The organism is Pseudomonas donghuensis, assembly GCF_000696345.2.
Lineage (GTDB): Bacteria > Pseudomonadota > Gammaproteobacteria > Pseudomonadales > Pseudomonadaceae > Aquipseudomonas > Aquipseudomonas donghuensis.
Genome location: NZ_CP071706.1, coordinates 2,407,949 through 2,420,556 on the forward strand (window position 1 = coordinate 2,407,949; position 12,608 = coordinate 2,420,556).

Here is a 12,608-nt window from a genome sequence, read left to right on the forward strand (position 1 = left end):
GGGCGGGACTAGCCTTGAAGATGTGCTGGCATGTGCCGGCCGGACCTGATGTGGAGATAACTAAAACGCTGGATACAAAGGTAGCTCACCCATGTCTACTGAATCGAAATGCCCGTTCAGTCAAGCCGCTGGCGGTGGTCCGACGAACCGTGACTGGTGGCCGAACCAACTGAACCTGACGATCCTCCACCAGCACTCGCCGCAGTCCGATCCCCAAGGCGATGCCTTCAACTATGCCGAAGCCTTCAAAAGCCTGGACTTTCAAGCCCTCAAACAAGACCTGCATGCGCTGATGACCGATTCCCAGGACTGGTGGCCAGCGGATTTTGGCCATTACGGGCCGCTGTTCATCCGCATGGCCTGGCACAGCGCCGGTACCTACCGCACCGGTGACGGCCGTGGCGGCGCGGGCTCCGGCCAGCAACGCTTCGCCCCGCTCAACAGCTGGCCTGACAACGTCAGCCTGGACAAGGCCCGGCGGCTGCTGTGGCCGATCAAGCAGAAATATGGGCGGAGCATCTCCTGGGCCGACCTGATCGTACTTACCGGCAATGTGGCGCTGGAGTCCATGGGCTTCAAAACCTTCGGTTTTTCCGGTGGCCGCCCGGATGTCTGGGAGCCGGATGAAGACGTCTACTGGGGCTCGGAAAACAAGTGGCTGGGCGGCGATACCCGCTACGGCAAGGGCCCGCAGCCAATGCAGGAGCCCGGCGAAGGCACCCTGGTAGCCGAGCCCGAGCAGCACGGCAACGAAGAAAGCCGCACCGACCAGGGCCGCAATCTGGAAAACCCGCTGGCCGCGGTGCAGATGGGCCTGATCTATGTCAACCCGGAAGGTCCGGAAGGCAACCCCGACCCGGTCGCCGCCGCCAAGGACATCCGCGAAACCTTCGCGCGCATGGCCATGAACGATGAAGAAACCGTGGCCCTGATTGCCGGCGGCCATGCCTTCGGCAAAACCCACGGCGCCGGCCCTGCCGATAACGTCGGCCCGGAACCGGAAGCCGCCGGCCTTGAAGAGCAGGGCCTGGGCTGGCGCAACAGCTTTGGCTCCGGCAAGGGCGCCGACACCATCACCAGCGGCCTGGAAGTGACCTGGACCACCACGCCAACGCGCTGGAGCAACAACTACCTGGAGAACCTCTTCGGCTTCGAATGGGAACTGACCAAGAGCCCGGCCGGGGCCAACCAGTGGACGCCCAAGAACGGCGCGGGGGCCGGGATCATTCCCGATGCCCATGACCCGTCCAAGCGGCGCAACCCGACCATGCTGACCACCGACCTGTCGCTGCGCTTCGACCCGATCTACGAGAAAATCGCCCGGCGCTTCCTGGCAAACCCCGAGCAGTTGAGCGATGCCTTCGCCCGTGCCTGGTACAAGTTGATCCACCGCGACATGGGCCCACTGTCGCGTTACCTGGGCCCGGAAATGCCTAACGAGGAGCTGCTGTGGCAAGACCCGATCCCCGAGGTCGACCATGCCCTGGTCGATGACAGCGATGTCAGCGCACTGAAGGCCAAGCTGCTGGCCTCGGGGCTTTCGGTGGCCGAGTTGGTGTCCACGGCCTGGGCGGCAGCGTCGACCTTCCGTGGCTCCGACAAGCGTGGTGGTGCCAACGGCGGGCGCCTGCGCCTGGCGCCGCAGAAGTTCTGGCAGGCCAACCAGCCCGAGCAACTGGCCAAGGTACTGAGCACCCTGGAAACCATCCAGAGCGACTTCAACAGTGCCCAGGGCGGCGGCAAGAAAGTCTCCCTGGCCGACCTGATCGTGCTGGCGGGCAGTGCGGCGGTCGAGCAGGCGGCGAAAAACGCCGGGGTCAACATCAGCGTGCCGTTTACCCCGGGACGCATGGACGCCTCGCAGGAGCAGACCGACGTCGAATCGTTCGGCTTTCTTGAGCCCAATGCCGATGGTTTTCGCAACTACCTGAAGAACAGCTACCGGGTACCGGCCGAGGCCTTGCTGATCGACAAGGCGCAACTGCTGACCCTGAGCGCGCCGGAAATGACTGTGCTGGTGGGCGGCCTGCGGGTGTTGGGGGTCAACGATGGGCAGAGCAAACACGGCGTCTTCACCCAGCAGCCGGGCACGCTGAGCAATGACTTCTTCGTCAACCTGCTGGACATGGGCGTGGAATGGAAGCCGGTGTCGGCGGCCAACGACGCGTTCGAAGGGCGCGATCGCAAGACCGGCGCGTTGAAGTGGACCGGCACCCGGGTTGACCTGGTGTTTGGTTCCAACTCGCAACTGCGGGCGCTGTCGGAGTTCTATGCCAGTGCCGACGCCAAGGAGCAGTTCGTCACGGATTTCGTTGCTGCGTGGACGAAAGTGATGAACCTGGATCGGTTTGACCTCAAGTGAGTTGAGGCGGGGGGCACCGCTCCCACAGGTATAGCGCCAAACCTGTAGGAGCGGGACTTGCCCGCGATCGTAATCCAGACACCACCCGATGTGCTGGCTGTCCGGGCCTCATCGCTGGCAAGCCAGCTCCCACAGAGGTCGCAATCCAGGCGACACAGGCACAAGCGTTCTAGCGCTGCGCCAACCAGTAGTCATGCAACGCCCGCGCCGCCGGGGCAATCGCCACTACCCGCTGACGGTGCAAGGTCACGTCCAGATCCGCCGGCAGCTCGAATTCATCCTGCTCGGCCCATCCGGTAATCACCTGCAACGCCTGCGCTTGTGGCGCCGGTAGCGCAGGCCAGTTGGCGATGGCCATGCCGCGCAGGTAACCAAAGCACCATTCCTCCGCCAGTGGCAGTGGCTGGCCCAGGTGTTCAGTCTGCTCCAGACGAGGCGCAAACGCCTGTGGCGCCTCAACCAGCTGGGTCGCCAGGCTGTTCAAATGACGGGCACACAGCTCGACAAAGCGCTGGCACTCCTGCGCGCTTTGCCATTCCGGGTTCTGCCCACCCCAGATGGCCGGGAACCACTCGCTGATGTCCACCTGCACCGGGCTCGAAACCAGCGCGGTGAAATAACCGTCGAGCTCCGAGGCGTTGAGCACCGAATGGTCATCGCCGTACCTCTGCAAGGTGGCTTCGAGGAACTCGAAATCGGCGGCAGCGAGTGGCTGGTCGTGCATGGGTAACTCCTTGGCCGGTCAGGCGCGCGGGCAAAAGGCGGGGAGGATGGCGCTTTGTGCTGTTTTTATCCAGCCCCCCGCACGTCAGGCCACCGGAATCAGCGGGTCGGCGGCGGCCAGGGCGGCGCTGCGATCCGCAGCCGGTGGGTAGATCCACACGGTGTTGATCTGGGCCTTGAGAGCCTTGGCTTCTGCCTTCAGCAACTTTAGCTGACGGTCCCAACCCTCGGTGAACACCGCACCCCAGGCCCCGAGGTCCAGGCAAGTCACGTACTTGGGCTGGCGGTAGGCCAGCGGTGCAACCCCGAGCAGGTCGGCGGCGACATTGTTGCCGGCGTGGCGGCCGAGGGCGATGGCGTGCTGGCAGGACATCAGCGAGTAGTTGCCCAGCTCATCGGTGGCGGCGTAGGCGACATCGCCTGCGGCATAGATATGCTCCTGGCCGATGACCTTGAGGTTGGCATCGACCTGCAGGCGCCCCTGGCCGTTACGCTCGCCGGGCACCTGCTCGGTCAGCGGGTTGGCGCGAAAACCGACGGTCCAGATCACCGTGCTGGCGTCGATCCGCCGGCCATCGGCGAGGGTCACGCCCTGGGCGTCGACCGACTCCACCGTAGCACCGAGCAGCCACTCGACGCCCAGCTGCTCGCTGGCCTCGACAATCGCCGGGGCGATGGCCTCGCCCATGGCTGCGGCCACCTTGCTGGCGCGGTCGACAATGATCACCCGCACTTCGCTGTCATCCCCCAGGACCGCTCGCAAACGCGCAGGCATTTCGGTGGCGGTTTCGATGCCGGTAAAGCCGCCGCCGGCGACCACCACGGTATTGCGCGCAAGGCTCAAGGGTCGGGACTTGAGGCTATTGAGGTGCTGCTCAAGGCGCACTGCCGATTCGAGTTCATCGACATCGAAGGCGTACTGGTGCATACCGGCCAGGTTCGGGCGCATCAGTTGGCTGCCCGCCGCCAGGACCAGGCGGTCGTAGCGCAGTTGCTGCAAGGTGCCGGTTTCGTTGTGGTAGCCGACGGTTTTCGCCTGGGCATCGATAGCCATTGCCGAGCCTTTGACAAAGCGCACGCCCACCGCCTCGAACAACGCGCCCAAGGGGGCAAACAGCGTATGCGCGTCGGCCTCGTAGAAGCGAGGACGCATGCGCAACTCGGCCTGCGGGGCGAGTACCGAGATGGTGACGTCCTGACGGTCATGCAGGTCCAACTGCCGCGCCGCGCTCAAGGCGCTCCAGACGCCGGCAAAACCTGCGCCGATAACCAGAATGTGCTGTTGCATGGGAGAGCTCCTGACGACGAATGACCACGGGGCATCAACCGCTACGGCTGACTGCCGATGGCGCAATCGTAAGGGCAGGGCGGCGGCGGCCCCAGGCCAAATACCCCTGAGTTTCGGCCAGGCGGGTCAGGCGGTGCCGCTGAAGCGGCTGCGGTAGTCGCGCGGCGAGATCGACAGGTGGCGCTGGAAGGTGCTGCGCATCCGCTCCTCGTCGGCAAAACCACACTGGCGGGCGACCTGCTCGATGTTGCCGGTCGAGCTTTCCAGCAGCCGCCGGGCAGCTTCCAGGCGGAACAGTTCGATGGCCTTGGACGGCGTACGGCCGGTCTTGAGCTTGTACATGCGGGTGAAGTTACGCGGGCTCATGCACGCTTGTTGGGCCAGGCGCTCGACGTTCAGGCGCGGGTCGCCGAGGTTTTCGCTCAGCCACAGGTGCAGGTGCTCAAACGCTGCGGCGTCCCGGCTTTGTGACTGCAGCAGAGTGCTGTACTGGGCCTGGCCGCCCGGGCGCTTGAGGTACACCACCAGTTCGCGGGCTACGGCCATGCTGACCTCGCGACCGCAGTCGGCCTCTACCAGGGCCAGGGCCAGGTCGATGCCGGCACTGACCCCGGCCGACGTCCATACCGTACCCTGCTGGATGAAGATCGCATCGGCATCCACCTCGATGGCCGGGAATGCCTGCTTGAGGGTGTCGCACATGGCCCAGTGGGTGGCGGCGCGGCGTCCGTCGAGCAGGCCGGCCTTGGCCAGCAGAAAGGCCCCGCTGCACACCGAGGCGATACGCCGGCCCCGCGCGGCATTGGCGTGCAGCCAGTCGGTGAGGGTGCTGTAGTCGTCCAGGGTCTGGCAGATTGCCGGGGCGCCGGGGACGATAAAGGTGTCGATGGCCACGGCGGCCAGTTGCTCCAGGCGCGAGGTATCCACGGCCAGGCCCTCGGCACTGGGTACCAGGCCGCCTTCCAGGCTTGCGGTATGCAGTTGGTAACCGGGCAGACCGCGCGCCTGCATGACCCTGGACGCCGCCCAGAACACCGTTTGCGCACCGGTCAGGTCGAGCAGGCCCATCTGTGGGTAGGCGACGAACGCAATGTGGCGGGGCGGGTTCAGGGGCTTCATCGCTGTGGTTCTTGGTGGTGGATAGCGGTTGGCAAATTTTACCAGAACGCCGGGCGGCGCACGTCTGCCTGAGCGGCTGATGTGCAGCGTCAAGGGCGCGAGCAGGCCGCGGGGTCAGTCCATGGGCGTCAACTGGCTCAACTGCTCGGCGCTGGGAAAGCCGAGGGTGCGAAAGCGTGGCGGGTAGAGCTCGCCGTCTTTGCTCAGCAGCTCGCCCAGCAGCGACTCGACCTCGTGCCAGGCAACCATCCGGGTCTGTGCCGAACCATCGGCCTGAGGCTGGACCAGGATCACCCGGTCGGTTTTCGGCAGTGAAGTGAACACGCCCTCGGTCCAGGCCGCTATCGAGAAGCTGCTGCCGGGGTTGTCGGCATCGCTGTAGAGCCTGTGGGTGGCGACGAAGATGTCCTCGGGGTGGGCTTCGTGGATCTTGTCGAGAAACTCTTTTTGCGTGCTATAGAGGCCGTGGTGCAACAAGCGCTGCAGGTCGCCCAGGCGCGCTTGCAGGTGCCCGTCCTGCACCTGGAAGGGAACGATCCGGCGGTCCTGGTAGGTGTAGATCCGGCTGGACTGCGCGCGGCCGTTTTCCAGGGCATGGAAGCACAGCTCGACCATCTGCCGCAGGCCTTCGGCGTCCTTGTCACCGGTGACCATCAGCACATCGCGGCTGGGCATCATGAACACTGGCTGCCCCAATACCGGCACGCGCTGCAGCACGTCGGGCAGCAGCACCCGGCTGGTGTCGTAGCCGTCCTGCCAGGCGCCCTGGTACAACCCCGGGAGGATCTGTTCGAAGGCATCGGGGCTGGCGTCGCGCAGGTTGTCGAGGGCGATTGCCAGTGCCTGCTCAAGGGTGATGCCCCAGTCCTGTTGCGGGCCCATGGTCTGGGTCGAGGTGGTGTCGGGGTAGTCCACCGCCAGCAAGGTGACGCAATCCTCCGAGAACGGCTGCCAGGCCAGCGGGCAGGGCGAGTCCCAGCCCTCGCTGCGCACATGGTGCAGGCGGATCTCTTCGAGCATCGCCAGGTTGCGGATCACCGGCCTCAGTAGCGGGCGCACCTGCTCCAGCGGTTGTGGCGCTGTGCTGTTGCGGGTGTCGATCAAGGCGCGCAGGTAACTGGCGAGCACATCGGCTTTGCGCGACTTGTCGGCGTTCAGGTAGTCGCGGTAGGCGTTGTGCAGGTTGAAATAGCCGCTGTCGCCGTAGCGCAGGCGAAATTCGTCGGCCAGGTAGTCCAGGGGCTCGGCATAGCCGCTGGCACGGGCGGCCTTGATGAAGGTCCGGGCAAACCCTTCCTCTGTAGGTGTGCGTCTGAACAGCGTGTCGAAAAGTGCCCTGAACATGTGCGAAGTCCTCCGTGAACGCGAACTGCGCATGATGCTCGTGGCGTCGGGAAGGGTAAAGCTGAATCGAGGCTGGCGCCGGAGCTGGGGCTCAGCCCGATTTTGCAACCCCGCATGCGGCTGAATGCACCGCTGCCCGCTGGCCACCCGTTCCTCTGTGGGCATTTTTGGTGCTAAATAGGCCGCTCAGGTAATTCGTCCAGACCCTGCAGCGTCATGCCGTGCAATGAGAACAGCTATGAGAACCCATCTTGAAACCCGTGAAGTCCCTGTGTTCCAGACCCCTTGTGATGGAAGCCTTCACCCAGTCAGCCATCAACAGTCGGCGGTAGCAGCATGATCGAAGTCACAGAGGTTTCCATTGCCCAGCTGCGCGCTGCGCTCGAGTCCGGCCAGACCACCGCGGTTGAACTGGTTAAAGCCTACCAGGCGCGCATCGACGCGTACGACGGCCCGAACACTGCCACCAAGCTCAACGCCGTGGTGGTGCGTAACCCCGAAGCATTGAGCGAAGCGCAGGCTTCCGATGCGCGCCGCGCCAAGGGCCAGGCCCTCGGCCCGCTCGACGGCATCCCTTACACCGCCAAGGACAGCTACCTGGTCAAGGGCCTGACCGCCGCCTCCGGCAGCCCGGCCTTCGCTGACCTGGTGGCCTATCGCGACGCCTTCACCATTGAACGCCTGCGCGCTGCCGGCGCCATCTGCCTGGGCAAGACCAACATGCCGCCGATGGCTAACGGCGGCATGCAGCGCGGGGCCTACGGCCGCGCCGAAAGCCCGTACAACGCCGACTACCTGACGGCACCCTTTGCCTCGGGCTCATCCAACGGTGCCGGTACCGCCACCGCCGCAAGCTTCGCGGCTTTCGGCCTGGCGGAAGAAACCTGGTCGAGCGGCCGCGGCCCGGCCTCGAACAACGGCCTGTGTGCCTACACGCCGTCGCGCGGGGTGATCTCGGTGCGCGGCAACTGGCCGCTGACGCCGACCATGGACGTGGTGGTGCCCTTTGCCCGGACCATGGCCGACCTGCTGGAAGTGCTCGACATCGTCGTCGCCGAGGACCCGGACAAACGCGGCGACCTGTGGCGCCTGCAGCCTTGGGTACCGATCCCGAGCGTCGACTCGGTGCGCCCGGCGTCCTACCACGAGCTTGCGGCCGATGCCAGCGCGCTCAAGGGCAAGCGTTTCGGCGTGCCGCGCATGTACATCAACGCCGACCCTGAAGCCGGCACCAGCGAAGCCCCCGGCATCGGTGGCCCGACCGGGCAGCGGATCAACACCCGGCCGTCGGTGATCGCCTTGTGGGAGCAGGCGCGCAAGGCGCTGGAAGCGGCCGGTGCCGAAGTGATCGAAGTCGACTTCCCGCTGGTGTCCAACTGCGAGGGCGACCGCCCGGGCGCGCCGACCGTGTTCAACCGCGGTCTGGTGTCCAAGGAGTTCCTCCACCATGAACTATGGGACCTGACCGCCTGGGCCTTCGATGATTTCCTCCAGGCCAACGGCGACCCCAAACTCAACCGCCTGGTCGACGTCGACGGGCCGAAGATTTTCCCGCATGATCCGGGCACGCTGCCCAACCGCGAAGGCGACCTGGCGGCCGGCATGGACGAATATGTGCGCATGGCCGAGCGCGGCATCACCCCGTGGGACCAGATCAGCACCGTGCCGGATGGCTTGCGCGGCCTGGAACAGACCCGGCGCATTGACCTTGAAGACTGGATGGATGCACTCAAGCTCGACGTGGTGATCTTCCCGACCGTCGCCGACGTTGGCCCGGCCAACGCCGATGTCGACCCGGCGTCCGCCGACATTGCCTGGAGCAACGGCGTGTGGGTGGCCAACGGCAACCTGGCGATCCGTCACCTGGGCGTGCCGACGGTGACCGTGTCGATGGGCGTGATGGCCGATATCGGCATGCCGGTGGGCTTGACCTTTGCCGGCCGCGCCTACGACGATTCGTCGTTGCTGCGCCTGGCGGCGGCGTTTGAGTCGACCGGGTCCAAGCGCCTGGTGCCTCCGCGCACGCCAGCGCTGGCCAGCGGCAAGTAAGCAAAAGGGGCGGGTGACCGCCCTTTTTTAGTTCCCCAGACACGAGATATCCATGGCTAACCAAGACATCAGTTTCATCCCCGATCCGGACGCCGAGTCGATCTCTTCCGACGTTGCCGGTTTCGCTGGCATCCTGGTCTCGACCCAGATCCCTACCCGTGCCGACGGCAGCCTGGAACTGGGCGATATCACTGCCCAGAGCGAGTGCACCCTGCAAGCGCTCAAGGTCGCCCTGGAGCGTGCCGGCAGCTCCATGGACCGGGTCCTGCACCTGACCATCTACCTTACCGACATGGCCGAGCGTGCTGCTTTCAACGAGGTGTACCAGCGCTTCTTCGCCAAGCCCTGGCCGGTACGCGCCGCCGTCGGCGTGGCCTCGCTGGCGGTGGAAGGCATGCGTGTGGAAGTAACGGCGATGGCGGCCAAGGCCTGAGTTGTTGCGGTGGCTGGGCTGGCCTCATCGCGGGTCAAGCCCGCTCCTACAGGTCTTGCGCTAATCCTGGGAACAGCGCCGAACCTGTGGGAGCTGGCTTGCCAGCGATAGACCTACACAGGCCACCGGGCAGGCTACGGGTGCCGATCGGGCGTTTCGCCGCTACAATGCGCGCCTCGACCGTGACAGCCTGACTAAAAAACATGTCCCTGCCCAAGCATCACCTGGAATTGCTCAGCCCCGCCCGCGATGTCGCCATCGCCCGCGAGGCCATTTTGCATGGCGCCGACGCCGTGTACCTCGGCGGCCCGAGCTTCGGCGCTCGCCACAACGCCTGCAACGACGTCAGCGATATCGCCCAGTTGGTGGAATTCGCCCATCGCTACCACGCCCGGGTGTTCACCACCATCAACACCATCCTCCACGACAACGAGCTGGAGCCGGCGCGCAAGCTGATCCACGAACTGTACGATGCCGGCGTCGACGCGCTGATCGTCCAGGACCTGGGGGTGATGGAACTGGACATCCCGCCGATCGAGCTGCACGCCAGCACCCAGACCGACATCCGCACCCTGGCCCGGGCCAAGTTCCTCGACCAGGCCGGCTTTTCCCAGCTGGTGTTGGCCCGTGAGCTGAACCTGCAGGAAATCCGTGCCATCGCCGACGAAACCGACGCGGCGATCGAGTTCTTCATTCACGGCGCGTTGTGCGTGGCCTTCTCCGGCCAGTGCAACATCTCCCACGCCCAGACCGGCCGCAGTGCCAACCGTGGCGACTGCTCCCAGGCCTGCCGCCTGCCGTACACCCTTAAAGACGAGAAGGGCGGGGTGATCGCCTACGAGAAGCACCTGCTGTCGATGAAGGACAACAACCAGAGCGCCAACATCCGTGCCCTGGTCGAGGCCGGTGTGCGCTCGTTCAAGATCGAAGGGCGCTACAAGGACATGGGCTATGTGAAGAACATCACCGCCTACTACCGCCAGCGTCTGGACGCCGTGCTCGAAGACCGCCCGGACCTCGCCCGCGCCTCCAGCGGGCGTACCGCGCACTTCTTCCTGCCCGACCCGGACAAGACCTTCCACCGCGGCAGCACCGATTACTTTGTCAGCGAGCGCAAGATCGACATCGGCGCCTTCGACTCGCCGACCTTCACCGGCCTGCCGGTGGGCGTGGTTGAAAAAGTCGGCAAGCGTGACCTGCAGGTGGTCACCCATGAGCCACTGTCCAACGGCGACGGCCTCAATGTGCTGGTCAAGCGCGAAGTGGTGGGTTTTCGCGCCAACATCGCCGAGCCCAAGGGCGAGTTCGATGAAGAAGGCGAGAAGCGCTACCGCTACCGTGTTGAGCCCAACGAGATGCCCAAGGGCCTGCACCAGTTGCGGCCGAATCACCCGCTGAGCCGCAACCTCGACCACAACTGGCAGCAGGCCCTGCAGAAGACCTCGGCCGAGCGCCGTATCGGCCTGGCCTGGGTTGCGCAGTTGAGCGAGCAGCGCCTGGCGCTGACCGCCACCAGCGAGGAGGGCATCAGCGCCAGCGTCGCCCTGGACGGTCCGTTTGGTTTGGCCAACAAGCCGGAGCAGGCGCTGGAGCAACTGCGCGACCTGCTCGGCCAGCTGGGTACCACCGAGTACCATGCCACCGACGTTCAGCTTGATGCGCCGCAGGCGTATTTCATCCCCAACTCGCAGCTCAAGGCGCTGCGCCGCGAGGTCATCGAAGCGCTGACCGCCGCGCGCATCCAGGCGCACCCGCGCGGTGGCCGCAAGGCCGAGACCAGCCCGCCGCCGGTGTACCCGGAGTCGCACCTGTCGTTTCTGGCCAATGTCTACAACCAGAAGGCCCGCGACTTCTATCACCGTCACGGGGTCAAGCTGATCGACGCCGCCTACGAGGCCCACGAAGAGCCAGGCGAAGTGCCGGTGATGATCACCAAGCACTGCCTGCGTTTCTCCTTCAACCTGTGCCCCAAGCAGGCCAAGGGCGTTACCGGCGTGCGCACCAAGGTCGCGCCGATGCAGTTGATTCACGGCGATGAAGTGCTGACCCTGAAGTTCGACTGCAAACCGTGCGAAATGCACGTGATCGGCAAGATGAAAGGCCACATCCTCGGCCTGCCGCAACCGGGTAGCGTGCAGCAGGTGGTGGGCCACATCAGCCCTGAAGACCTGCTCAAGACCATCCCCCGCGCACCGCACTGAGTGAGGCATCGCGGGGCAAGTCGAAGCGTCGCCCCGCGATCGTAACTAAGGTGCAGGCTGCACTGACAGCGCCGCGTGCGCCTTGAGTTCTGCATCGATGAAGGCTGCGATCATTGCCCGGTAAACCCGCTCGACCACCTCTTCAGAGGCGCCGGACTCCGCGGCCAGGGCGCGCACTTTGGCGATCACCTGCTCGACCCGTGCCGGGGCGCGGACATCGTCGTGGGTTTTCTTGAACGCCGCCGCCTGGTTGACCAGGTTGCCGCGCCGGGCGAGCAGGGCGACCAGTTCGCGGTCGATGCCGTCGATGTGGTGGCGAACTTCTTCGATCGAGGTGCAGTGTACGTCCATGTGAACTCCTTTCAGTAGACAGCGTGGCGGTAGCCAGTTGATTTCCAGTAGTATGCCTGAACGGACTCTGGCCCCTGAAGTGTGGGGCCGACAGCCAGGAAGGTAATGTGACTCTACAACTGCAAATCCAACAGATCTTCAGCGGCCTGGCCTTTGCCAGGCCGTTGTTCTATCGCTACCCGCAAGGCCTGCGCTTCGAGCTGGCCGAAGGCGCCGGGACCCTCGAGCGCTTTCTGCTGGCGGTCAGCAAGGCAACCACGGTGTGCCGCGACCTGTTTGCCGGCGAGCAATCGATGGTGGTGTGCCTGCGCGTGCACTCCAACGGTAACGGTTTTGCCCATCGCGACGTGTTGCGCGATCTGCGTGCCGCCGGTATTCGCATCCCCGCCCAGCGCTCACTGTGGAGCCAGCGGCTGGACCCGGACGACTGGTTCGAAGAGCATCAGCCCGAGTACTGGCTGCACCTCGCCTTCGAGGCGCCACTGTCGCTGCTGCAACCGGTGCTCTGGTGCGCATTGGCCGATAACCCGGGGACCATTCGCCCGAACCCTTGCTGCGCTGTCTACCTGTTCAACCTCAACCAGCGGTTGATGGCCTTGCCCTATGACGATCGGGGCATGGATGTGGTGGGCCCCAACCATGACGTGCTCTCGCTGCTGTACCGTCAGCATCAGCCGTGGCTGCTGGACTACGACCGCGAGCGCATGGACGCGACTTTCGCCACCGTCCTGCATTGAC

The 12,608-nt window shown here is 65.0% G+C and carries 10 protein-coding genes; 5 read left to right on the forward strand and 5 right to left on the reverse strand.

Annotated elements, in window-relative coordinates:
- The first annotated feature begins 91 nt into the window (after window positions 1-91).
- A complete protein-coding gene (gene katG, locus BV82_RS11215) occupies window positions 92-2,362 on the forward strand; it encodes a catalase/peroxidase HPI (RefSeq protein WP_036996101.1) in 2,271 nt (756 codons plus the stop codon).
- Between the two features lie 169 nt (window positions 2,363-2,531).
- On the opposite strand, the gene BV82_RS11220 is transcribed toward katG, so the two are convergent.
- The 4 genes from BV82_RS11220 to BV82_RS11235 all read right to left on the reverse strand — a co-directional run bounded on the left by BV82_RS11220 (window position 2,532) and on the right by BV82_RS11235 (window position 6,836).
- Window positions 2,532-3,086 carry a UPF0149 family protein gene (locus tag BV82_RS11220; RefSeq protein ID WP_010225586.1) on the reverse strand — a complete coding sequence of 185 codons (555 nt, stop codon included), beginning with the start codon at window positions 3,084-3,086 and terminating at the stop codon, window positions 2,532-2,534.
- Between the two features lie 84 nt (window positions 3,087-3,170).
- Window positions 3,171-4,373: an NAD(P)/FAD-dependent oxidoreductase gene (locus tag BV82_RS11225; RefSeq protein WP_036996098.1), complete on the reverse strand. Its 1,203-nt coding sequence runs from the start codon at window positions 4,371-4,373 to the stop codon at window positions 3,171-3,173.
- Window positions 4,374-4,499: 126 nt separating this feature from the next.
- Window positions 4,500-5,492 carry a GlxA family transcriptional regulator gene (locus BV82_RS11230; RefSeq protein WP_010225588.1) on the reverse strand — a complete coding sequence of 331 codons (993 nt, stop codon included), beginning with the start codon at window positions 5,490-5,492 and terminating at the stop codon, window positions 4,500-4,502.
- Between the two features lie 114 nt (window positions 5,493-5,606).
- Window positions 5,607-6,836 (reverse strand): DUF1444 domain-containing protein, encoded by a 1,230-nt coding sequence (locus BV82_RS11235; RefSeq protein WP_036996097.1) that lies wholly within the window; start codon window positions 6,834-6,836, stop codon window positions 5,607-5,609.
- Between the two features lie 336 nt (window positions 6,837-7,172).
- Here BV82_RS11235 and BV82_RS11240 point away from each other — a divergent pair, with 336 nt between their 5' ends.
- The 3 genes from BV82_RS11240 to BV82_RS11250 all read left to right on the forward strand — a co-directional run bounded on the left by BV82_RS11240 (window position 7,173) and on the right by BV82_RS11250 (window position 11,519).
- The gene (locus tag BV82_RS11240; protein WP_036996096.1) at window positions 7,173-8,885 is read left to right on the forward strand and encodes an amidase; all 1,713 of its coding nucleotides are present in this window, start codon (window positions 7,173-7,175) and stop codon (window positions 8,883-8,885) included.
- A gap of 52 nt (window positions 8,886-8,937) precedes the next feature.
- Window positions 8,938-9,318 carry a RidA family protein gene (locus tag BV82_RS11245; protein WP_010225593.1) on the forward strand — a complete coding sequence of 127 codons (381 nt, stop codon included), beginning with the start codon at window positions 8,938-8,940 and terminating at the stop codon, window positions 9,316-9,318.
- A gap of 203 nt (window positions 9,319-9,521) precedes the next feature.
- Window positions 9,522-11,519, forward strand: coding sequence for a peptidase U32 family protein (locus BV82_RS11250; RefSeq protein WP_010225595.1), 1,998 nt, complete (start codon window positions 9,522-9,524; stop codon window positions 11,517-11,519).
- 45 nt (window positions 11,520-11,564) lie between these two features.
- Here the strand turns inward: BV82_RS11250 and BV82_RS11255 are convergent, their stop codons facing one another.
- On the reverse strand, window positions 11,565-11,870 hold the full coding sequence (locus BV82_RS11255; protein WP_036996093.1) for a chorismate mutase: 306 nt from the start codon (window positions 11,868-11,870) through the stop codon (window positions 11,565-11,567).
- A gap of 107 nt (window positions 11,871-11,977) precedes the next feature.
- Here BV82_RS11255 and BV82_RS11260 point away from each other — a divergent pair, with 107 nt between their 5' ends.
- Entirely contained in the window at window positions 11,978-12,607 is a 630-nt protein-coding gene (locus BV82_RS11260) for a DUF3885 domain-containing protein (protein WP_036996092.1), read from the forward strand.
- Window position 12,608 lies beyond the last annotated feature (1 nt).